20 protein-coding genes are annotated in these 18,804 nt (G+C 29.0%); 12 read left to right on the top strand and 8 right to left on the bottom strand.

All coding sequences use genetic code 11. The features are described 5' to 3' along the window. Window positions 1-393: 393 nt before the first annotated feature. The 3 genes from ACF3NF_RS07895 (at window position 394) to ACF3NF_RS07885 (ending at window position 2,487) form a co-directional block, all read left to right on the top strand. On the top strand, window positions 394-933 hold the full coding sequence (locus tag ACF3NF_RS07895) for a transposase (protein ID WP_394024509.1): 540 nt from the start codon (window positions 394-396) through the stop codon (window positions 931-933). Then, window positions 855-1,805, top strand: coding sequence for an IS3 family transposase (locus ACF3NF_RS07890; protein ID WP_394024507.1), 951 nt, complete (start codon window positions 855-857; stop codon window positions 1,803-1,805). Before ACF3NF_RS07895 ends, ACF3NF_RS07890 begins: the two co-directional genes overlap by 79 nt. A gap of 274 nt (window positions 1,806-2,079) precedes the next feature. Further along, on the top strand, window positions 2,080-2,487 hold the full coding sequence (locus ACF3NF_RS07885) for a hypothetical protein (protein ID WP_394024505.1): 408 nt from the start codon (window positions 2,080-2,082) through the stop codon (window positions 2,485-2,487). Between the two features lie 78 nt (window positions 2,488-2,565). Here the strand turns inward: ACF3NF_RS07885 and ACF3NF_RS07880 are convergent, their stop codons facing one another. The 3 genes from ACF3NF_RS07880 to ACF3NF_RS07870 all read right to left on the bottom strand — a co-directional run bounded on the left by ACF3NF_RS07880 (window position 2,566) and on the right by ACF3NF_RS07870 (window position 8,004). Beyond that, a complete protein-coding gene (locus tag ACF3NF_RS07880) occupies window positions 2,566-3,741 on the bottom strand; it encodes a Rib/alpha-like domain-containing protein (protein ID WP_394024503.1) in 1,176 nt (391 codons plus the stop codon). Window positions 3,742-4,920: 1,179 nt separating this feature from the next. Further along, window positions 4,921-7,497 carry a phage/plasmid primase, P4 family gene (locus tag ACF3NF_RS07875; protein ID WP_394024501.1) on the bottom strand — a complete coding sequence of 859 codons (2,577 nt, stop codon included), beginning with the start codon at window positions 7,495-7,497 and terminating at the stop codon, window positions 4,921-4,923. Window positions 7,498-7,824: 327 nt separating this feature from the next. After that, complete coding sequence (locus ACF3NF_RS07870; RefSeq protein WP_394024499.1) at window positions 7,825-8,004, bottom strand: hypothetical protein; 180 nt, start codon at window positions 8,002-8,004, stop codon at window positions 7,825-7,827. A 238-nt stretch (window positions 8,005-8,242) separates the two neighbouring features. Between ACF3NF_RS07870 and ACF3NF_RS07865 the strand changes: the two genes are divergently transcribed. Further along, window positions 8,243-8,533, top strand: coding sequence for a hypothetical protein (locus tag ACF3NF_RS07865; RefSeq protein ID WP_394024497.1), 291 nt, complete (start codon window positions 8,243-8,245; stop codon window positions 8,531-8,533). A gap of 162 nt (window positions 8,534-8,695) precedes the next feature. Here ACF3NF_RS07865 and ACF3NF_RS07860 read toward each other — a convergent pair whose 3' ends face one another. The 3 genes from ACF3NF_RS07860 to ACF3NF_RS07850 form a co-directional block, all read right to left on the bottom strand. Further along, entirely contained in the window at window positions 8,696-10,162 is a 1,467-nt protein-coding gene (locus ACF3NF_RS07860; protein WP_394024495.1) for a hypothetical protein, read from the bottom strand. After that, window positions 10,141-10,575: a hypothetical protein gene (locus ACF3NF_RS07855; protein ID WP_394024493.1), complete on the bottom strand. Its 435-nt coding sequence runs from the start codon at window positions 10,573-10,575 to the stop codon at window positions 10,141-10,143. The genes ACF3NF_RS07860 and ACF3NF_RS07855 overlap by 22 nt, the downstream gene beginning before the upstream one ends. An 832-nt stretch (window positions 10,576-11,407) precedes the next feature. After that, window positions 11,408-11,695: a hypothetical protein gene (locus tag ACF3NF_RS07850; protein WP_394024491.1), complete on the bottom strand. Its 288-nt coding sequence runs from the start codon at window positions 11,693-11,695 to the stop codon at window positions 11,408-11,410. 319 nt (window positions 11,696-12,014) lie between these two features. Between ACF3NF_RS07850 and ACF3NF_RS07845 the strand changes: the two genes are divergently transcribed. The 5 genes from ACF3NF_RS07845 (at window position 12,015) to ACF3NF_RS07825 (ending at window position 15,964) form a co-directional block, all read left to right on the top strand. Continuing rightward, window positions 12,015-12,596, top strand: a complete 582-nt coding sequence (locus ACF3NF_RS07845; RefSeq protein WP_394024489.1) for a hypothetical protein — start codon at window positions 12,015-12,017, stop codon at window positions 12,594-12,596. A gap of 898 nt (window positions 12,597-13,494) precedes the next feature. Next, complete coding sequence (locus tag ACF3NF_RS07840; protein ID WP_394024487.1) at window positions 13,495-14,043, top strand: hypothetical protein; 549 nt, start codon at window positions 13,495-13,497, stop codon at window positions 14,041-14,043. 19 nt (window positions 14,044-14,062) lie between these two features. Further along, complete coding sequence (locus ACF3NF_RS07835) at window positions 14,063-14,341, top strand: hypothetical protein (protein ID WP_394024485.1); 279 nt, start codon at window positions 14,063-14,065, stop codon at window positions 14,339-14,341. A 200-nt stretch (window positions 14,342-14,541) separates the two neighbouring features. Further along, window positions 14,542-15,138 (top strand): type IV toxin-antitoxin system AbiEi family antitoxin domain-containing protein, encoded by a 597-nt coding sequence (locus ACF3NF_RS07830; RefSeq protein WP_394024483.1) that lies wholly within the window; start codon window positions 14,542-14,544, stop codon window positions 15,136-15,138. Then, on the top strand, window positions 15,131-15,964 hold the full coding sequence (locus ACF3NF_RS07825; RefSeq protein WP_394024482.1) for a nucleotidyl transferase AbiEii/AbiGii toxin family protein: 834 nt from the start codon (window positions 15,131-15,133) through the stop codon (window positions 15,962-15,964). Before ACF3NF_RS07830 ends, ACF3NF_RS07825 begins: the two co-directional genes overlap by 8 nt. 73 nt (window positions 15,965-16,037) lie before the next feature. On the opposite strand, the gene ACF3NF_RS07820 is transcribed toward ACF3NF_RS07825, so the two are convergent. Then, window positions 16,038-16,214 carry a hypothetical protein gene (locus tag ACF3NF_RS07820; protein ID WP_394024480.1) on the bottom strand — a complete coding sequence of 59 codons (177 nt, stop codon included), beginning with the start codon at window positions 16,212-16,214 and terminating at the stop codon, window positions 16,038-16,040. A gap of 322 nt (window positions 16,215-16,536) precedes the next feature. Here ACF3NF_RS07820 and ACF3NF_RS07815 point away from each other — a divergent pair, with 322 nt between their 5' ends. Further along, window positions 16,537-17,133 (top strand): recombinase family protein, encoded by a 597-nt coding sequence (locus ACF3NF_RS07815; RefSeq protein WP_394024478.1) that lies wholly within the window; start codon window positions 16,537-16,539, stop codon window positions 17,131-17,133. Between the two features lie 372 nt (window positions 17,134-17,505). Then, window positions 17,506-17,670: an IS3 family transposase gene (locus ACF3NF_RS07810; protein ID WP_394024511.1), complete on the top strand. Its 165-nt coding sequence runs from the start codon at window positions 17,506-17,508 to the stop codon at window positions 17,668-17,670. A 70-nt stretch (window positions 17,671-17,740) separates the two neighbouring features. Here the strand turns inward: ACF3NF_RS07810 and ACF3NF_RS07805 are convergent, their stop codons facing one another. Then, window positions 17,741-18,169 (bottom strand): hypothetical protein, encoded by a 429-nt coding sequence (locus ACF3NF_RS07805; protein WP_394024476.1) that lies wholly within the window; start codon window positions 18,167-18,169, stop codon window positions 17,741-17,743. 82 nt (window positions 18,170-18,251) lie between these two features. On the opposite strand from ACF3NF_RS07805, the gene ACF3NF_RS07800 reads away from it, so the two are divergent. Next, the gene (locus ACF3NF_RS07800) at window positions 18,252-18,554 is read left to right on the top strand and encodes a hypothetical protein (RefSeq protein ID WP_394024474.1); all 303 of its coding nucleotides are present in this window, start codon (window positions 18,252-18,254) and stop codon (window positions 18,552-18,554) included. The last annotated feature ends 250 nt before the right edge of the window (window positions 18,555-18,804 follow it).

Raw genomic sequence — 18,804 nt, 5'->3', positions numbered from 1 at the left:
GATCGACATGGTCGATATATTCATAGACCTATTCTATTCTTTTTCAGTTTCTGTTATGGCAGGTGTACTTAGTCACTACATTTGCAAATGGTTAGATGGAAACGAAGATCAAGATAGTAACTAACCTAATAAAAAAGACTGGAGCTGCAACTCCAGTCTTTTTGTGTGTCCAACATGGTCGAACTCTATTCTTTTAGTCACTCACATTATACAGCCTAAAGTAGATAAATACAAGCCTAAATAGTACTTTATATACTTTCTTTATGAGTGATGTTCCAGAAGATTCCGAAATAATAGTCCCAAGCAATTAATATAAAATAAAAAAAGACTTAGAAGTAATTTTGAACTGACCCCTTAAAGTTGGACCAACCAACTTAAGGAGGTCAGTTTTTTATGGCAAAATATAGCACAGAATTCAAGTATGAAGTAGTTAAAAGATACTTAGAAGGTAACGAAAGTTATGAGTCTTTAGCTAAATTATTCAACATACCTGATGAATCTCAAATAAGAGTATGGGTAAACGCATATCAAATACTAGGTTATGATGGTTTAAAAAGATCTAGGAAAAAACAAACATATTCTACAGAATTTAAAAGAAATGCAGTAAAGTTGTATTTAACAGGTGAAACGTCCTATCAAGACTTAGCTAATGATTTAGGTATAACAAATCCAGCTATGATATGTACTTGGGTTTTAAAGTATAGAAAGTATGGAATTGAAGGACTAGAACCAAAAAAACGAGGAAGGCCTTCAAATATGACTAATAATGAAGATAAGAAGACTAGTAAATCAATAGATAAGGAATATAAACCAGAAGAACAAGATAGAATCAAAGAATTAGAAGATCAAGTGTATTGGCTACAAATGGAAGTAGATTTCTTAAAAAAAAAGAAAGAATTGAGACAAAAGGGCAAACTCAAAAAGAAGAAATAGCTAGAATAATACACGAACTTAGACCAAAATACAAATTGAAAGATTTACTAAATAAATTCAACTTTCCAAAATCAACATATATGTATTGGCAAAAAAGATTTGATAGAACTAACAAAGATGCTGAATTAGAAGAAAAAATATTAAATATTAGAGCTAATCATAAAAACTATGGTTATCGTAGAATATATGGTCAATTAAGAAATCATGGAATAGTCATAAACAAAAAGAAAGTACAAAGATTAGTTCAGAAGCTAAAACTACAGGTTAAAAGCTTTGGAAGAAAATCTAAGTATTCATCATATAAAGGACACATAGGAAAGTTATCAGATAACTTAATAAAACGTAATTTTAAATCAGTAAAACCGTATCAAAAGATAACAACAGATACATCAGAATTTAAATATTACACTACTGATGATAAAGGTAATACGAGAATAGGTAAACTGTACTTAAATGCGTTTTTAGATATGTATAATAGTGAAATAATATCATATTCCATAAGCAAAAGACCGACAATGCAGGCGATCTTAGACCCATTAAAAGAAGCAATCAAGATAACAAGTGAATGCAAAGAAAGAATATTTCATTCAGATCAAGGATGGGGATACCAGATAAAACAATATACAAAAATACTTAAAGAATATGGAATAAGCCAAAGTATGTCAAGAAAAGGGAATTGCTTAGATAATGCTCCAATGGAAAACTTCTTTGGAATATTAAAACAAGAAATGTATTATGGTCAAACTTACAAATCCTATGAACAACTAAAGCAAGCCATAGATACGTACATCAAATACTACAATGAAGAAAGAATAAAAGAAAAATTAGGATACTTATCACCAGTAGAATATAGAAGAAAGTATGCAGCTTAGAAATCGACTTTCCCCTAGGGGAAATTACAAACAAAAACATCAGACATAAATATAAATCTATGTCTGATGTTAGGTCCAACTTTTTGGGGTCACCTTAATTTTCTAAGTTTTTTAAATTATTTTAGGTATATTCATCAATTTTTCATATTTAGTTTACAATAATTCAATTAAATTATATTATAATTATAAGATAATTTATAAGGAGTTTAAAATGAATTTATTGATACTACTATTCCCAAGGATCTTGTTCGCGATATGCTTTGTAGTATGGCTTATGATGTTAGGTTCAGGTCTTGCCGATGGTATTCCAGGTATTTTTTCAACCTATGTTATGATTGTAGGTATTCCAATGCTTGCATGTAGAGTCGTTTCTTTCTTCCTAGGATTAGGTTTTCAATCTCCAATACTGCACGCTTTTGTAAGAAAGACATGTAAATGGGCTATAATATTAGGACTGATAACTGCAATAATATTTCCACACTTTGATGAAAGTGCTAAACAAGAGTCTCTAAATAGAGCTAAAGGATATGTGTCAGAGTATATAGAACAAGTGATTAATGACGATGAACACAAAAAGATTCTATATGATAAAATGGACAAAGCAAAGAACAAGGATGATGTGTATAAAATTAGAAATGAAGATGTACCTAAATTTTTAGATATAGAGCTTTACGGGTCTTAGATACTGGAAAGATAATTAAAAATGATTGAAAAAAAGACTTAGGAATTAAAACCTAAGTCTTTTAAATTGATTAATTATTTATTTGTCTAATTTCCAACCTGAAATCTCGTAACCTTTTTTTCCAGCTAGTGTATTAGGTGCTTTAACAAGACCTTCACGCAACATAACACCTTTTTTAACATAGACTCTAGAACTTATAGGATTTCTTTTAGAATCTACAAATTTAACTTCAGCAAACTTTTTACGTTCTGCTTCAGATAAAGCTTTCCATGCATCTTCATCTAAAATTTCCTTACCAAGTTTCGCAGCTCTTACGCTAACTGAAGAATCTAAAGTATTAAAAGACCCATCAGGATAGATAGCTTTAATTGATACAGAAACTGTTTTAGAATCAGAATTTTCTGGTAATGAAACATCAGGTGTTTCAGCATATTCATAAGTAGTACCTTTAGGTTGATCTGATAAATTTGCTATATTTCCTTTTGGATCTGGTGTTTCACCATCTACTATTTTTTGAATTTTACCTTTTAATGTGTATTTTTCTTTATCTTTTCTTGTATCTTTAACTGTTATACTTATAGGTTTAATCAAAGAACTTCCATCTGGAAATATAGCCTTAACTGAAGTTTTCTTCTCTCCTGGAGTAGATGTATCTACTGATGAAGTAAAAATATAAGTCATATTGCTTGGATGAGATTTTTTATTAGTTACAGCATCCTCTGCTGATGGAGTTTTATTTAAATCTACTGTTAGATTTTTAACTGATAGTGTATTTTCTTCGCTATCTTTTTTTATCTTATTCCAAATTAGAACATGAGGTGCTTTATATACAGCTGTAACATCACTAAGAATAAGCTCTTCTTGCCTAACTTCATAACCGTGCTGTCTTAAAAAATTTGCAGATTGTGTATAGGTGCCAAAAGTATCACAAGCATAACCCTTATCAGGAAGAGATTTCATACCACCACCATGATAAGCCTCGAGATAAGAAATTTTACCATTTTGAACCTCCAAAGTATGATGTTGATCACTATAATCTGTATCAGGTAACATAGAAACAAACTCATAACCTTCTTTTTCTAAAGTTTCAGTTCTAATAAAACCATGAGTTAAAGGTATATCGTAAAGACTATCGGCATAAGCTACATTATGATTAGCATTAAAACTTTTGTTTATAGGTGTAACTACACCACCGAAAACAAAACTTAAAGCTAAAACACTAGAAAATACTTTTCTATTTAATTTTTTGTTCATATTTTCTCCTTGTTTTTCTATATTTCGAAATATTAGAAAACAATAAAGAAAAATTTTATTTAAATTACTTGTTACACCTTTATTATATCATAAAAGTTTAAATAATACAAGTAAAAGTTTAATATATTTAAAATACTATTAAAGTATATGTATTTTTTATACCACTTTTGGTATATCTATACATATGTAAGTTTAACTTTGGTTTTGTGAAAATGCTGCTATGATTTAGATAGATGGATAATAAGTAAATCATTAGATCCACTAGGAGGTGTAGTAAGTGAATATATTAAAAATGTTTAGAAAGGGGGTTAAGCTTATAAAGGTTTTAGCTGGTGCAGAAGTTAATGTAAATGTAATTGTAGTTAATGTTTTTGTAGAAAATAAAAAGTAAGACAATGTAAGAAGATACAAGAGAATGTGAGTGTTGTTTACTCTTTTATATAGCTTTAATGTTGATTTTACAATAAGTTTAGCCTTCGGTGTCATTTATTAATTAAAACTAAAAGTACAAACAAAAATGACACCAGATCCAACAAAAAAAGATAATATGTATACCAGTTATTAGTGTAGGAAAGTGGTCTATAGGTTTAGTTACTATCAGATAGTTCTAAGAGCTTACAGATAGTATGAAAGAACCTACAAATTGAAAATTGGTTATAGGGTTTTAGTTTTTAAATTGGTTTATTGTTACTTTCATTAGAGACAAGTGTAAAAAAAACAAGAATAATTCGATAAAATCTAATTTGTTACTCTCAAACATCGATTTGTTACCTACTGTTACCTTGAGAGTAACAAGTTAGGTAACAAAAAAGATGTTGATATATCAACGATTGGAGAAGATAAAATAAGTTTGTTACCTTCGTTACCTTAAAATCAGATTTCCTACTATATTTTTTATTATTTTATAATTTAAAACAAGTTTTTAACCTATTTTATATCTAAGAATATAAAAATGAGAGTAACAAGGTAACAAGACTTAGATAAACCTTGGAATTTCAATGATTAGACGTGTTACCTACAGTAAAATTGAGAGTAACATGAAGGTAACAAAATATTAGATACGGCTTACAAGTGTTGAAATTCCAACAATATAATTTGTTACCTTGAGAGTAACAAATTTTTATTGTTTTAGACAAAAAAAAAGAACCACCGATTTAAAACGGTGGTTTTATTTTTACATTAAAATATGCTATTTTCATCTTTTGTATTTCCATACTCTAAATCTAGTCGTCTTTCCTCTTCTTCTTCTCGTTTCTTGAAGATTAAAGGATCACCTATAAAGCATTTTTCTTGTTTGCGCTCTCTTATTTTTCTTAGATAAGACTGTTCAAATAATTTTAAATTATTTTTCTCTGTTGCAGGTGCTGCTGCTGTATCGACATCGTATTCTCTAACTTCAAGCCAGCCATCAATTAACTCTTCCATACAAACATCATCACTAAGCCTACTATTTTTGTAAGTCCAGCCATCATCTTCAAAGAATTCTTTTATTCTTGTTGTAAATGCTTTTTGATCTAGAGTGATATTTTTTCTTAAAACAAATTCAGTCCAGTTGTTGAAAATTTTAAACAATATCAAAGGAGGAACTTGTCTACTCTTTCTTATTATCTTTGTAACTACTTCATTATAAAAGGCTTTTACAGGGTCTGAACTTGTTTCTAATTGGTGTAAAAGCTCTTCGTTTTCTCTAGTTCTTACAATGTTATCTATATCAACATCAATAGCTTTATAAGCTATATATTCTAAAAGCTGTTCATTTTCGATGTATTTGTCTTTTACATTAGTATTTTTTTCATCAATACTAAACTGATAATCAAATCTTATAATTACAATTCTAGACAGTAACCCTTTATCAACAGTTTTAAAATCAGGTAAACCATTCATAGATTGCACTATTGTAGTATTAAACTTAGTTTGATAGCCGTCTTTTCCTTTTTGTTCAACATTCATGTACTCGCCAGCTACCATTCTTTTAAAGTTGTTACTCTTGGCTATATTGTATTGTCTATCATTGTCATCCCCAATGATTAAAGCTTTGTTTTCAGCAGTACTTGGTGCAAATCGTTCTTCCATTTGCGATAAGTCTAAAGCGCTTGTGTTTTCTTCTCCTACTAAATTAAGTAAAAGCCTTAAAAATGTTGATTTACCAGTATTATTCTTCTCATCGTATATAAAAAAGGATGTTTTATTGTTATAGTTAGGTCTTATCACCGTTCCAAATAATTGCCATATCTGTAATGACTTTTTATAATCACCTTTAGTGATTTGATCCATCCATTCAGAAAAACTCCAGTCATCAAATACTGGTTCTTCGGCATTAGGGTTATGATTAGTATTTATCCTCGATAAGAATACTTTTCTTGGAGTAAAGCTTTCTAGCTTCCTTGTTTTGTGATTATATACGCCATTCTTAAATAAACTGTAATCTTTATCTGAAAAAGGTTGCTTAAATTGATTTTCTTTGTATAACTCAGTAATTAATTGGTTGTAAACTTCTTTTTGTTTATTTATTGTTACTTCTTCAACAGCTTGAATTAACATATTCATATGTCTTTTTGAAGTAATATAAATACCACTTTCTGTATCATAAACTGCTAATGGAGCTCTATCAGATTTATATCCTAGAAGAATAAAATAACAAGTTTCTCTAAGGATTCGTGCTATAGCTCTAGCAGGTATTCCTTTGTTATCTTTATTTTCAGATTTCCATTGCAAACCCTTTATTTTTAATTCTTTGGTTATTTCCTTAGTAGTTAAATCAGATATTCTATTATCTATTAAATCTAAATACTTGTGAGGGAACTCTTTAAAAGAATTATTTTCAATAAACTCTAAAAGCTCTTCATTTGTGTAGTTACAAGCTTCCTTCTGATCTGTAATATCCCATTTAGCAAACTCTTTACTTTCTGGATCAGCCTTTATATCCTCATCATTCCAAACAAGTACTTTTATATCTGTTATAGTACTCTTAATGCTTTGGTGTAGTTTAAAAGCGTTTGTAACTCCTGGTTTATCCTTGTCAGGCAAGATATAGGCTTCTTTAATACCTTCTAATTGCTTTAAGTGATAATTTTTTATCTTTTCGCTTGGACTCTTTAAGCAAGTAGCTATTAGACCAGCTGCAATTAAGGTATCAGCATCTTTTTCACCTTCAGTGATATAGATGGCTTTACCTTCTTTTTTAGCTTCTTCTATTCCGACCCTATTGTATAATGTAGCCTTTTGTTCATCTGTAAGCTCATCTAAGTTCTTTCTTTTGTTAATAAGGTCTTCAAAAGGTGTAGCCTTGCTAACTTCACCAGTTTCTTTATCTATTATTTTATATCTTTTCTTTTTAAAGATTGGAAGCCCGTTTTCATCAGTGTAAATGTAGTCTTTTACAGGGATCCATTCTTTTTCAGAGTCTTTTTTAGGTTTTGTCTTCTTCTCTTCATTTTCAGAAAAACTTAAACCTTCATTTATTTCTACAATATTATCAAAAACACTTTCAATATCTGGTGCTTTATTTGATTTTTTATTGTAATTTGAGCTGTATGGAACTCCTTGTTCCATTTTAGAAGCCGATTTTATCAAGCGTTTAAGCTCGCTTTCACCTAATGGCTCTACAAAACTTTGCTCGTTATCCCTTCTAATCGCTTCTTCCATCTCATAATCGTTCATCCCCCTAGATTTATAAGAACAAGCTCTACTATATAAAGTGTTGTTCCTGTTAGATTCATCCAGCTCTGGAAGATTTCTTAATGAAATTTCACTCATATTTAATTTTGTTCAAAACAGATTATAAAATAGATAGTCTCTTGCCCAATAATTCACCTGTTAAACGTCTAAAACTCTTGACATTTAACTGTTTTAGTTGTATGATATAGGTAACAACAAAAACAAATTCCAAAAAGGTGGATCTAGGTTTAAAATCTAGGTCTATTTTTTTGTCTATTTTTAGTTTCCTTCTAAACTTTTCTTCATAGCAGTTTATGGTTTCCCGATAGGATTAAGAAAGGCCCTATACGCCACAAACGGGGTTCACCTACTATTTGTATTTTACACGCTCCCATCCACGCCATTCTATCTTGATTGTTTTAAATATTAGTTTGCACTATTTCTATCAGCTTCAACCATACAATCTAATATTAGTGATCTTATAAGATTTGTTACTGAAGTATCACGTTTTTTAGCTTCTTTTTCAACAAAATCTTTTTCACTTTTTGTAATTCTTAAACCTAAGGCTTCAGTTTTATTTTGTAGTGCTATATCCTTTACATCCATAAAATTTTCTCCCCCAAATATATTACCTATAATAGTGCAAACTATTATAACACAATTGTTAAACCTGTGTTAAATACATTGTATCTCAAAACAGTAAACTTGTCAAGTTATCCACAATCCCTTGTTCTGTATTTTATAATGCTTTGAATCACATTTTTATAATTAAAAAATTATTTCATAATTTTTCGAATAATCTTGTGAAATCAATCATTTTTAACAATATAAGGAGAATAAAATTATGGGCAGAAACTTTGAATACTTAAAATCTCAAGTTAAGGCTTTTTATGAAGAAATACTAGAAAAAGGTGATATATCTGATCCTTTAGATATTGAAGTCTACTCTAATTATGATAAAGAGTACCTTGGATCTAGGATATTACTATCATCTGGAGGCCCTAACATCTACTTAGATACACGTTATGGACTAATGGAAGGCTATTGGTACTCTGAAAAGTATACTTTTGAAGCAGATCCTTCACTTATATCTCAAATAGATAGTTATTTAGAGTATGAATGGAACAAAAAATAGACACAAAAAAGGACTTGGAATTAACTCCGAGTCCTACTTTTTTTTATCCAAAATGCTCTACAAATCACAATCACTCTCAAACGACTTTTATATTAGGCATACTATCCTATGCCTAAGAAAATAAAATCGCTTAGAACGCAAAATACGAAGACAAAAATCTAGCTAATATTCGTAACCATCGTCTTTTTCTTCTGATTGGGCGTTTAATTCAGCTCCACGTCTCATAAAGTCATTAAGCTCACTTCTAGTTGGTGGACTTTTCCTTTTTGGACTTTTTCTATTTAAATCAGCTTTAACATGAGTCGTTTTAGGTTTTTCTTTTATAGCTTCTTCAATTAAGTCTTCTTCAGTAACTACCTGATCTTCATCAAGATTAGATAACTCTTCTATTTCACTAACCCTTTTATTAACAAGTGCTTCATGATAATCATCCACACCGTTGCCATCTTTGTCTTTGCTATCTTCTACGGCTACAGGCTCTGTAGGTTCAATCTTAGACTTTTCTTCTAATTTGGCTTTATTTTCAGCTCTTATCCTAGCAAGCTCTCCTTCTATATCCCATTGTTTAGCAAACCTTGCAGATTCAGCTTTCATTTTAGCTTTTTGGTCTTCAAATAACTTTTTGTATCTTTCTTCAAATTTCTTATTTTTATCTTCAATTTTTCTTCTAATTTCTTCGTCTTCTCTTCTAGCTTCTTCTTCACGTCTTCTTCTGTTCTCTTCAGCTATTTTATTAAATTGTATCAAGTTATCCTTTAACTTTTCGCTAACTGGATCAGGTGTATAGATGTTCTCACCGTTCTCATCTGTAATCTGTTTTGCCCTAACTTTCATACTTTTATCTTTAAGCTTAGGACCTTTATCTACATAGTGATATTCATAAGTCCAATCGTAAATATCATAGCCTGCTTTTCGACTATCCCCTACTCTTTTTCTTTTGTTTAAGCTAATATCTTTGCTCTCTAAATACTCTACATATTTCTCTTCAGAGTTAATATTAACATCCTTTAAACCTTCATCAATAACACCTGCAATATAGGCTTTAATCTCGTTCCTATTGTTCTTCTTAGGGCCTTTTAACTTCTCACCTTTATCATAGCCTTCAACCCTTTCTTTCATTGTAGGTAGTGATTGATTTACACCATACTTTTCCATAGCATTATCAAGTTTATGGGCACAATGATAGAAGTTATATATATCACCTTTTAAACCTTTACCATTAACGGTTACAGTAGGATATAATCTATGAAAATGTATAAAACCATTGTCAGTTTGTAGGTAGCCTACGCTGGCTGCTCCGTACTCATTATAGTCATTAAGCATAAGCTCTCGCATGATTTCTTGAGCCTTTTCTACGTCTCCTTGCCTATCTGGTCTAAGCTCATCAATAGCAAAAGAAGTGATAATATGTTTGGCTTCGGCGACTTCTTCTTTGCCTTTTCTCCTCCTGTTTTCATTTAATTTACCTTTGCTAGAAAGCATCCTTGAAAAGCTTGAGTATGGATCCATAGAGTTTATACCTATAGAACAAAAACCTACATTCCTAACAGCGTCTTCATACTTAGTTTTTTCCAAATATTCTATAACTCTTTTGCAGCTGGTGGTACTTAATATTTTTGTAATTCCCATAAAATACTCACCTCGTTAGCTATGTTTTTTAACTCATCTACAAGACCTTTATATGATAAATAAAGCTTATCTGTTTTATAAAAATCTTCTCCAACTTCTAAATAAGGATTGTAAAGTCTTATAAGATTTCCTACATTATTTACTTCAACTTTTAAATCATCTAGTGAGTTAGAAAGCTTAATAAGTTTCTCTTCAGACAAGTCATAATTCTTTATAAATTCTCTTATTTCTTCATCCCTTTTTATAGACTCATCTATCTTTTCTTCTAAAACTTTGTCTTCAACTTCTAACTTTTTTCTAATATAATCAGACCTATTATACCTAGAATCATTAATCTTTTTTTCTAGTTCTTCGAACTCTTTTTCTGTAAGTCTAGCATAAATTTTTTTAGTCCTATTTTGTTTTTCACCCATACTTATTCTCCTTTTAGATTTGATCATTGCTTGCATATTATTTGAATACGCATTCAAAAAACTCTTTTCTCCGAAAAATGTTTATCTAAAAGTTTGTCTGTAATTTCATAAACTAATTCTTAGTAAAGCTAAAAACTATTTTTGTAAAAAATAAATAATTAAAGATTTTATTAAGCCCCTGGTCTAATAAAATAATCTTAAAAATGATGTCCTCTTAGGGTACATCACTATTATTTATAATCTTGTTGAGTATCTGCTAAAAAGATACTGTGTCTCACTAAAGTGGGCCATTTTTAAATTTCACCATCATTTTACTACTTTTTATCAGATACTGCAAGCAATATCACTGTCACCCAATTTAAAAAACTAGCGTTTTTCCTAAAAAATTGTGCCAGTGAAAGTGCTTGCGGGGGTTCCACCCCTCGACCCCTTTTTTATAAAAAAATCTCTGGATTTTTTAGTTAAGATCCATCAAAATTTCTTGAATTTTGATAAAATCCTATCCACATCATGTCCACTTAGGGTACTTTTATTGTCCATAAAGTGTACCACACCTATGGTGTTTTTAGTGATGTCCATTTTGTGTACCATAAATGTCCACTTTGGATACATCAAATTATCCTATAATTTAATAGATGTCCATTTAGGGTACTTTTAAAGTACAGTTTATGGACATCAATAAATAAAGCGGAAATATCTACTCGTATATCTATTAACAATCTGGTAAATAAATACAAGCTCCAGATTAGGCTTATTTGGATAAATAAGCACAATAAAAAAAATCCTAGAACTTAATGCTCTAGGAGATTTTTTATGACACTTATTTTATTTTTTAATAACTATTATTGTTTTCATTAACATTTTTTAATGAACCATTTAATGGATTCTTATTTTCATTTAATAGTTCTCTTAATGTTTCAAGTTCATCTTTCATCGACTCAAATTGTTTTTCATTTTCTAATTTATTAAAGTTTGTATTCTTAGCGTAATTAACAAATGAAGAATAATCGTTCATGTCGAATAAGTCGTAACCAAAAAGCTCTTTAATGTTTTCGATAATTTCTACAGCTTGTTTACTTTGTGTATTCCTTGTAGATCTTTTAGTAGTATTACTTGCCATCTTAATTTGCCTCCTTTAATAATTTATTTTAAAATTTAATACAAATTAAATCTTAATTAATTACCTTTATTATACCATCCTATTGTCTATTTTTCACACTTTATAAGCGTGCTTTAATAAGTTGTTAATGGTTACTTAATCAACTATAAATAAATATAAAATTAGTATGTAGTTATATATTAATTAAGATTAAAACGTAACAATACCTCTTAATTAAATCCTACTTAGAGTCTAATTAGATAGAAATTAAATTGTAGTTAATGTATAATTAAGCTAACTATGATTTTCGTTTAGAACAAGGTAAATAAAGGATAATAAGATGACTTACTACACAAGACCTGAAGTATCAGAAAAATTAAATACTTCTACAGTAACCATTGCAAACTATATAAAAGAGTTGCAGGAGTCTATTTCAGAAGAAGAATACAATGAAGCTTTTAATGATCGCAATCAACCTAATGATAAAGGAATTAAGCTTCTAGAAGACTTACAGAAAAGAAAAAATCCAAACATAAGACTATTCGATGAGATCGAAGAAAAAGAAGAAGAAATTGCATCAATAAGAGCTGACTATGAAATACTAATTAACGAACTAAAAGAAGATTACCAAAGTCAGATTGTAGAACTTAATAGTGATAAAGCAAAGCTGGAAGAGAAGAATAAAGTTTTATCTGATGAGAAAGAAAAGCTTAATGATAAGTTTATGGATCTTTACAAAGAAACTAACGATAAACTTACAGAATTAATTCATCAATCAAATACCATTGCAGCATCTTTAGCCCTAGCTAATCAAAAGATAGAGGAGCTGGAGAGTAAAACAATTGAAACTAAAACCTATGAATCAAGCTATGAAGAACCAGAAGAAAAGAAATCATTCTTCCAGAAACTATTTGGAAAATAAACATTTCTAAGACATAGCCTTCCGCTATCACTTCACTTACGATTAATCAAAACAATAGCTTTGATTAATTCTTCCGTTTCGTTTTCGCTATAGTCTAAGACTTAGAAATAGCAGGGCGGAGCCTAAGGCGATTACTTGCAAAATTTTAAATAGAATAGAAACAACAAATCGGTTAGCTAAAAGGAAAAGACTAGAACTTAATCTAGTCTTTATTTTGTTGATATTTTAAAGGATTTTATAATATAGTTATACTTCAATGTGAAAAGCACTATACCATTAACAAATAAATACAAAGAAAAGATTAAAGAAGACAGAATAAAAAGGAGGAAAGAAAAAGAAGAGCAAAAAAGAGAAGAAGGAGTTTGGAAAACTTCTTGGCAATGACTTTCTGATGATCGAAGAAAAGTCGAAGACGACTCTTATCCTGAGGAAAAATATAACTGGATCTACGATGAAGCTTCAGACAGCTTTGAGAAATCCAACAAGGCTTTTTATTACTATAGTGAGTATGACACTAGACAAGTAAGTGAAGAAGAGTATCAGCAGCTTAAAAAGCTTTATATTGACAAGTTTGGTGGCTGGGAAAAGATAGACTTAGAAAACACCGATTACAATGGAAAAAACGGTATTGACGAGTAATTATATAAAAATAAAAATAAGAAATGCCAAGATATGAAATGAACCAAAAAATTCCTATTTTTTATTATTTAGATTTTGAAGATGAATTAAACCATATATTTTCAAAAAATAAATATTGAAAACTAAATATTTAGACCTTTATTTCAAATTTTATGTTTAATTAATAAGCCATCGGGTAGGTAGATAAAGAACGGGGATAATAAAGGAATGAAAGGAGTATTTTTTGAAATTAAAGAAAACGTTAGCATTAGGAACTGCGATGATTATAGGAATGCAATCTTTGATTGGAATGCCTACTAAATCATATGCATCTGAAGAAAGTAACAATACTACGGAACAAAATATCAATAAAAACGAATATGAATATACTAATATAAAAGAAGAACTTTTAGCAAAAGGTTTTAATGTTGACGACTCAAAGTTTAATTACGATGGCTTAACTTATACAAAAGTAACTGGTGATGATACTGTAGGTCTGATAGAAGAAGGACAAGACCATATAACAACTTATTTATTAGTAAATAACGCTGACGGCACATATACTCTAACAGCAAAAGATAACAATGGTAATGAAGCCTACAAAATAGTTGACGAAAATGGTAAAGCAATTCATTCTGATGGAACTATTTTGGGTATGAATAAGGTTAGTAGAACGTCAGCTTGTGAATGGGGAGTAGGACTATCTGGAGTAGCAATATCTTCAATATATGGTGGCGCGATCGGATTAGCATTTGGAGGTCCTGCAGGTTTAATCGCTGGTGCAGCAACAGGAGCAGCTTGGATACCAGTTTCATCTGCTTGTAAATAATATTTATTAGGTGATTAATATGAACATAAAAAACAAGTATATATCTTTTGGTTGGTTTGCATCATATGTATACGTTCCAACTTTTATATTCTTGATATCTAGAATATTTATCAAAGAATTTGATATAGTATTTTCAGCTTTGTTTTTTACGGTAGTTACAATTAGCTCATTGGCAGCTTACTATATGACAAATAAAAGTTTAGATAAAATTAAAGCTGATAAATTAATAGCCCAAACAATACCTTTGAGTTTTGTGTTTATGATTATATTGGCTATATTAGTTAATGTATTGATATAAAAAATTTAAAAACTATAAAATATACAAATAATTGATTCTTATAGTCAAGAAATAAAAATATTTGTATTATGATAAAAAAAGAGGACTTTGTTAGTCCTCTTTTTTTGCTTATTTTTATTGAATATATATGTCTATTACATATAAATTCCTTGTAATTGTGCTTTAAATATTATATAATAAAGCACAAAAGGAAGTAAAATATGAGTGTTGATAAAATAAAAAAAATAATAAAAAAAAATAATGGAATAGTTTCATCAAAAGAAATTTCAAAAAATAATATTGATTCTTGGTATTTGACTGATATGGTTCGAAAAGGATATATAGAAAGAGTAAATAGAGGGGTTTATTTTGATCCTGATTTTGATAATTATGATGAACTTTATTTTTTTCAATTGCAAAATAAGGTGTGTATCTATTCTTATCAAACAGCTCTATATCTTCACGATCTCACAGAAAGACTACCCTTTTTTGATGAAGTGACAGTATATCAGGGATATAATTCTTGGCGCATTAAAGATAGGGTTAAATCACATCAAATAAAAAAAGAATGGTACAAGATCGGAATTACTGAAGTAAAAACAGAAATGGGAAATTCAGTTTATTCTTATGATATGGAAAGGACTATGTGTGATCTTGTTAGAGATCGAAAAAATCAAGATTCTGAGATATTTTCAAAAGCTTGGCATTATTATATGAAAAAAAAGTCAAAAAATATATGGAAACTTAGAGAATATGCTGATATATTTAATATATCTGATAAAGTAGAGGATATTCTAGAGGTTATAAGTTATGAATAAGGATAGTGTTACTAGTAGACTAAGAAATAAATCAAATGAACTCAATATTGATTATAATTTAGCTTTAGATAAATTTTTCTTTGATGAATTTTTAAAGTTATTATCAATTAGTAAATATAAGGAGAATTTTACTCTTAAAGGTGGAATGCTTTTAACATATACACTAGGAATAGAAAATAGATCAACTAGAGATATTGATTTTTTAGTAAAAAGAACTAATATTGACTATGAAAATATTGAGAATATATTTGATGATATTTTATCTAACAATGATAAAAAAGGTGTTTGGTTTGAAGTTAAAAATAAACACAAAGATATAAAAATTGAAGATAAATACGGAGGAGTAAAATTCTATCTAGTAGGTAATTTATCTAATATAAGAAAGACTTTTTCAATTGATATAGCTACAGGCGATCCTGTTTATCCAGTACCTGAATTAAGCAAATATACTACAATACTTGGTGATAATATAGAAATACAGTTGTATCCATTAGAAACAGTTATAGCTGAAAAACTTCAAACTATAATAGATAAAGCAGAAATAACTAGTAGAATGAAAGATTTTTATGATATATATATTATTATAAAAAATAAATCTAGTGAAATAGATATTGATAAATTAAGAAAAGCTTGTTTGTTAACTTTTAAATATAGAAACACTGACATTAGTAAAGATGAAGCTATTAATATTATAAAATTAATTGGTAATAATGATAGAATCTTAAAAAGTTGGGAAAATTATAAAAACAAAAATAAATATGTTGAAAATGTTGAATTTGATTATATTATTAAGGTTATATTTAACTTAATAGATGAGGTGTTTTAAGCATAATGAATTAATTATGAGAAACTTAATAATAAAAGAGGGAACGAATCCCTCTTTTATTATCTTCAAATTATTATTGCTTAGATTTAGTGAAATGTTTTATACAGTAATAAACAACTCCAAATGCAAAATATGCTATAGTTGCATTTTTATTGTAAAAATTAATGTTATTTAAAAACAAATTTAAAATTAAAGTTATTACAAAAATTCCTCCCATAACAACTAATGTTTCTTTAAAAGCATTTTTCATATATACCTCCAGTAATTGTAAAATTTATATTTTATTGATTATAAGATCCAGTATATGAAAAGCCTCTAATTTGGAATACTTTTCCGTTTTCAAATGATTGAGCGCCTTTCTTTTTTGTTCAATATTGTCTATTAAGTACCTACCCGAAGCAAATCAAGTTAAGCAAAGAATTCAATATATTAAAAATTACAAGTTATATTATTTTATATATTTCGACTAAATAGGGTGTAGCCTGTTAGTGGTATTAACTAATCATTGAAAGTATAATGTTTGTAAGTGTCACAACAGGTGGCTCAACAGGTTTTTTACAGGAGATAGAATTATGGCAAGATTTGGTTATATTAGAGTAAGTTCGAAAGAACAAAAAGTAGATAGACAACAAGAGCTGATGAGAGAAGCTAAAATAGATAAGTTTTACATAGAAAAGGAGTCTGGTAAGAACATAGAGGATAGACCTCAATTACAAGAGCTTCTTAACACTATTCATTTTGGTGATGTAGTAGTTGTAGCTGAACTTGATAGGCTATCCAGGTCTTATGATGACTTAGACTTCATAATCAGTGAAGTCCAAAGAAAAGAAGCAACTTTAGAGGTCTTAAACCTACCTTTAACTCAAACTGATGATAAAAATATCAATAAGCTTATGAACACGATGATCCTTGAGATCTATAAGTACATTGCAGAGTCTGAACGTAAGAGGATAAAAGAGCGTCAAAGACAAGGGATAGAGCTAGCTAAGGCTAAAGGAGTCTACAAAGGTGGAACAAAGAAGTATAAACCCGACTCACCCCAACTTCAATTAGCATTTAAGCTTATAGATGGTGGTGACTCTATAAGATTTGCAGCAAAACAAACGGGAATTAACTATGAAACCCTAAGAAGATACAATAAAGAAAGAAATAATCAAAATATAGCTTAATTTAGCTATATGATAACGCTTTCTTTTGCGATTAAATATCTTAGCTATGTAAATGATGGAAGTATTGACACCTATAAATGTTAACATAGAAATGGAAAAATAAAAGATGATTAAGAGAAAAAGATATATACCACTTTTAATACTTGTAGTATATAGAAGATTATGACATCTTGTCAAATTCGATATCCGAACTAGAAAAAGATAGTAATACTGTTTACTTCTACCAAGAAAATATCGATAAAAAAGGCCACAGAATCTTATATATTTATAACAGTGATTTGGATAAGAGATACATCTTTAATTTTCAAATTTAAGTGATCCTTTATATAGCAAATAAAGAAGAAGACAAGGAAAATGACCTGAAACCCCAAAATCCGGAATACGGATGGAGGTGTTTTTCATGTCAAAATACGCAAAAAATTTAAAATTAAATTAAGAAAAGAAATAGAATTATATATCAAATGGTATAACGAAGACAGGATTAAGACAAAATTAAACGGAATGTCACCTATTGATTACAGATTACACTCCGCTTAAAATATTATTAAGTTATTCCGTGTTTACGGGTTCAGCTCATAACACCCTCTTTTTTTTATATTTATATTGTTTAATTATAAGATTCGGATAATGGTAATGTTATATATAACTTATCTGTGGTATGAGCTTCACCTACAAAGCTTGCTGCTTTTATTTTTTTATTAAAATATAAACTTCCACTAACTGAAGCTCCTCCTGAGCCAGATTTACTAACTACTGTTCTCTTTGTAGTATTATCTTTAAAAGTTACTGAAACTAATCCGTTAAATGTATAGGGTTCCACAGTATTAGGCCTTGCACTCCAAGTTACGCTTCTTCCTCCATCATATATATCTAATCTAGAAAATCCACCTTCTGTTCTTACAGTTGCATATGGCACTATTTGATTATTATTAACATTACTTCCTGCAAAATCACTAGCTAAAGATTCTTTTGGAATAAATATAAAACATGCAACTAATAGCATACTTGTGAGAAATAGTTTTTTTATTTTGTTCATAGAACCTCCTAATATTTTCATTACATTAGTAACTGGTACAGTAATATTGTACTGGAAAATGTTTTAAAAGAAAGGAGTTTACATGATAGATAGATATATAAAACATATAAAAGGAACGTTAGAATTTTATGGTGTAAATCCTGACGAATTAAAAATTATGGTCAAAGAAAATAAAGTTATATTTTTATATAATAGTCATTTTTCATTGATAAGTTTGAATCTTTTGAATTTTTTGGGAAAAGAAGGAATGAAATTTGATTTAGCTTTATCTGCTGACGAAGAAGACGATTTTGAAAAGGATAATATAGACGGTATACAAATTACTGTTGAATTAGATGAACTTAAAAAAATGGAAAATTACCTAATAGATTATAAATCACATTAAGATATATAATATTAGTTACTAGAAAAATAATAATTATATCTAGAACACAGAAAGACGGGATCTAAAATACCGTCTTTTGCTTTATTTAATTATGGTTTTTAGATTATAATATTACAATTACAACAAAAACAGCACTTTTTAATAAAATACGAAGCGTAAATATTTGAATTTTGAATTATAAGTATTTTAGGTGTATATATAGTATAATTCAATTGTTACTATCCCTAAACTGGTAACAGGAAGGGGGTGT

It is taken from the genome of Anaerococcus martiniensis, from assembly GCF_043187485.1.
GTDB classification, from domain to species: Bacteria; Bacillota; Clostridia; order Tissierellales; family Peptoniphilaceae; genus Anaerococcus; species Anaerococcus martiniensis.
Note: the sequence above shows the minus strand (reverse complement) of the source record. Positions and strands in the feature narration are given on the sequence as shown.

Coding starts and splice junctions, on each gene's coding strand:
- ACF3NF_RS07845 (WP_394024489.1), top strand. CDS start 12,015: ATGACTTACTACACAAGACCTGAAGTATCAGAAAAATTAAATACTTCT.
- ACF3NF_RS07805 (WP_394024476.1), bottom strand. CDS start 18,169: ATGAACAAAATAAAAAAACTATTTCTCACAAGTATGCTATTAGTTGCA.
- ACF3NF_RS07865 (WP_394024497.1), top strand. CDS start 8,243: ATGGGCAGAAACTTTGAATACTTAAAATCTCAAGTTAAGGCTTTTTAT.
- ACF3NF_RS07895 (WP_394024509.1), top strand. CDS start 394: ATGGCAAAATATAGCACAGAATTCAAGTATGAAGTAGTTAAAAGATAC.
- ACF3NF_RS07860 (WP_394024495.1), bottom strand. CDS start 10,162: ATGGGAATTACAAAAATATTAAGTACCACCAGCTGCAAAAGAGTTATA.
- ACF3NF_RS07800 (WP_394024474.1), top strand. CDS start 18,252: ATGATAGATAGATATATAAAACATATAAAAGGAACGTTAGAATTTTAT.
- ACF3NF_RS07880 (WP_394024503.1), bottom strand. CDS start 3,741: ATGAACAAAAAATTAAATAGAAAAGTATTTTCTAGTGTTTTAGCTTTA.
- ACF3NF_RS07850 (WP_394024491.1), bottom strand. CDS start 11,695: ATGGCAAGTAATACTACTAAAAGATCTACAAGGAATACACAAAGTAAA.
- ACF3NF_RS07875 (WP_394024501.1), bottom strand. CDS start 7,497: ATGAGTGAAATTTCATTAAGAAATCTTCCAGAGCTGGATGAATCTAAC.
- ACF3NF_RS07830 (WP_394024483.1), top strand. CDS start 14,542: ATGAGTGTTGATAAAATAAAAAAAATAATAAAAAAAAATAATGGAATA.
- ACF3NF_RS07840 (WP_394024487.1), top strand. CDS start 13,495: ATGATTATAGGAATGCAATCTTTGATTGGAATGCCTACTAAATCATAT.
- ACF3NF_RS07820 (WP_394024480.1), bottom strand. CDS start 16,214: ATGAAAAATGCTTTTAAAGAAACATTAGTTGTTATGGGAGGAATTTTT.
- ACF3NF_RS07885 (WP_394024505.1), top strand. CDS start 2,080: ATGATGTTAGGTTCAGGTCTTGCCGATGGTATTCCAGGTATTTTTTCA.
- ACF3NF_RS07870 (WP_394024499.1), bottom strand. CDS start 8,004: ATGGATGTAAAGGATATAGCACTACAAAATAAAACTGAAGCCTTAGGT.
- ACF3NF_RS07855 (WP_394024493.1), bottom strand. CDS start 10,575: ATGGGTGAAAAACAAAATAGGACTAAAAAAATTTATGCTAGACTTACA.
- ACF3NF_RS07835 (WP_394024485.1), top strand. CDS start 14,063: ATGAACATAAAAAACAAGTATATATCTTTTGGTTGGTTTGCATCATAT.
- ACF3NF_RS07825 (WP_394024482.1), top strand. CDS start 15,131: ATGAATAAGGATAGTGTTACTAGTAGACTAAGAAATAAATCAAATGAA.
- ACF3NF_RS07815 (WP_394024478.1), top strand. CDS start 16,537: ATGGCAAGATTTGGTTATATTAGAGTAAGTTCGAAAGAACAAAAAGTA.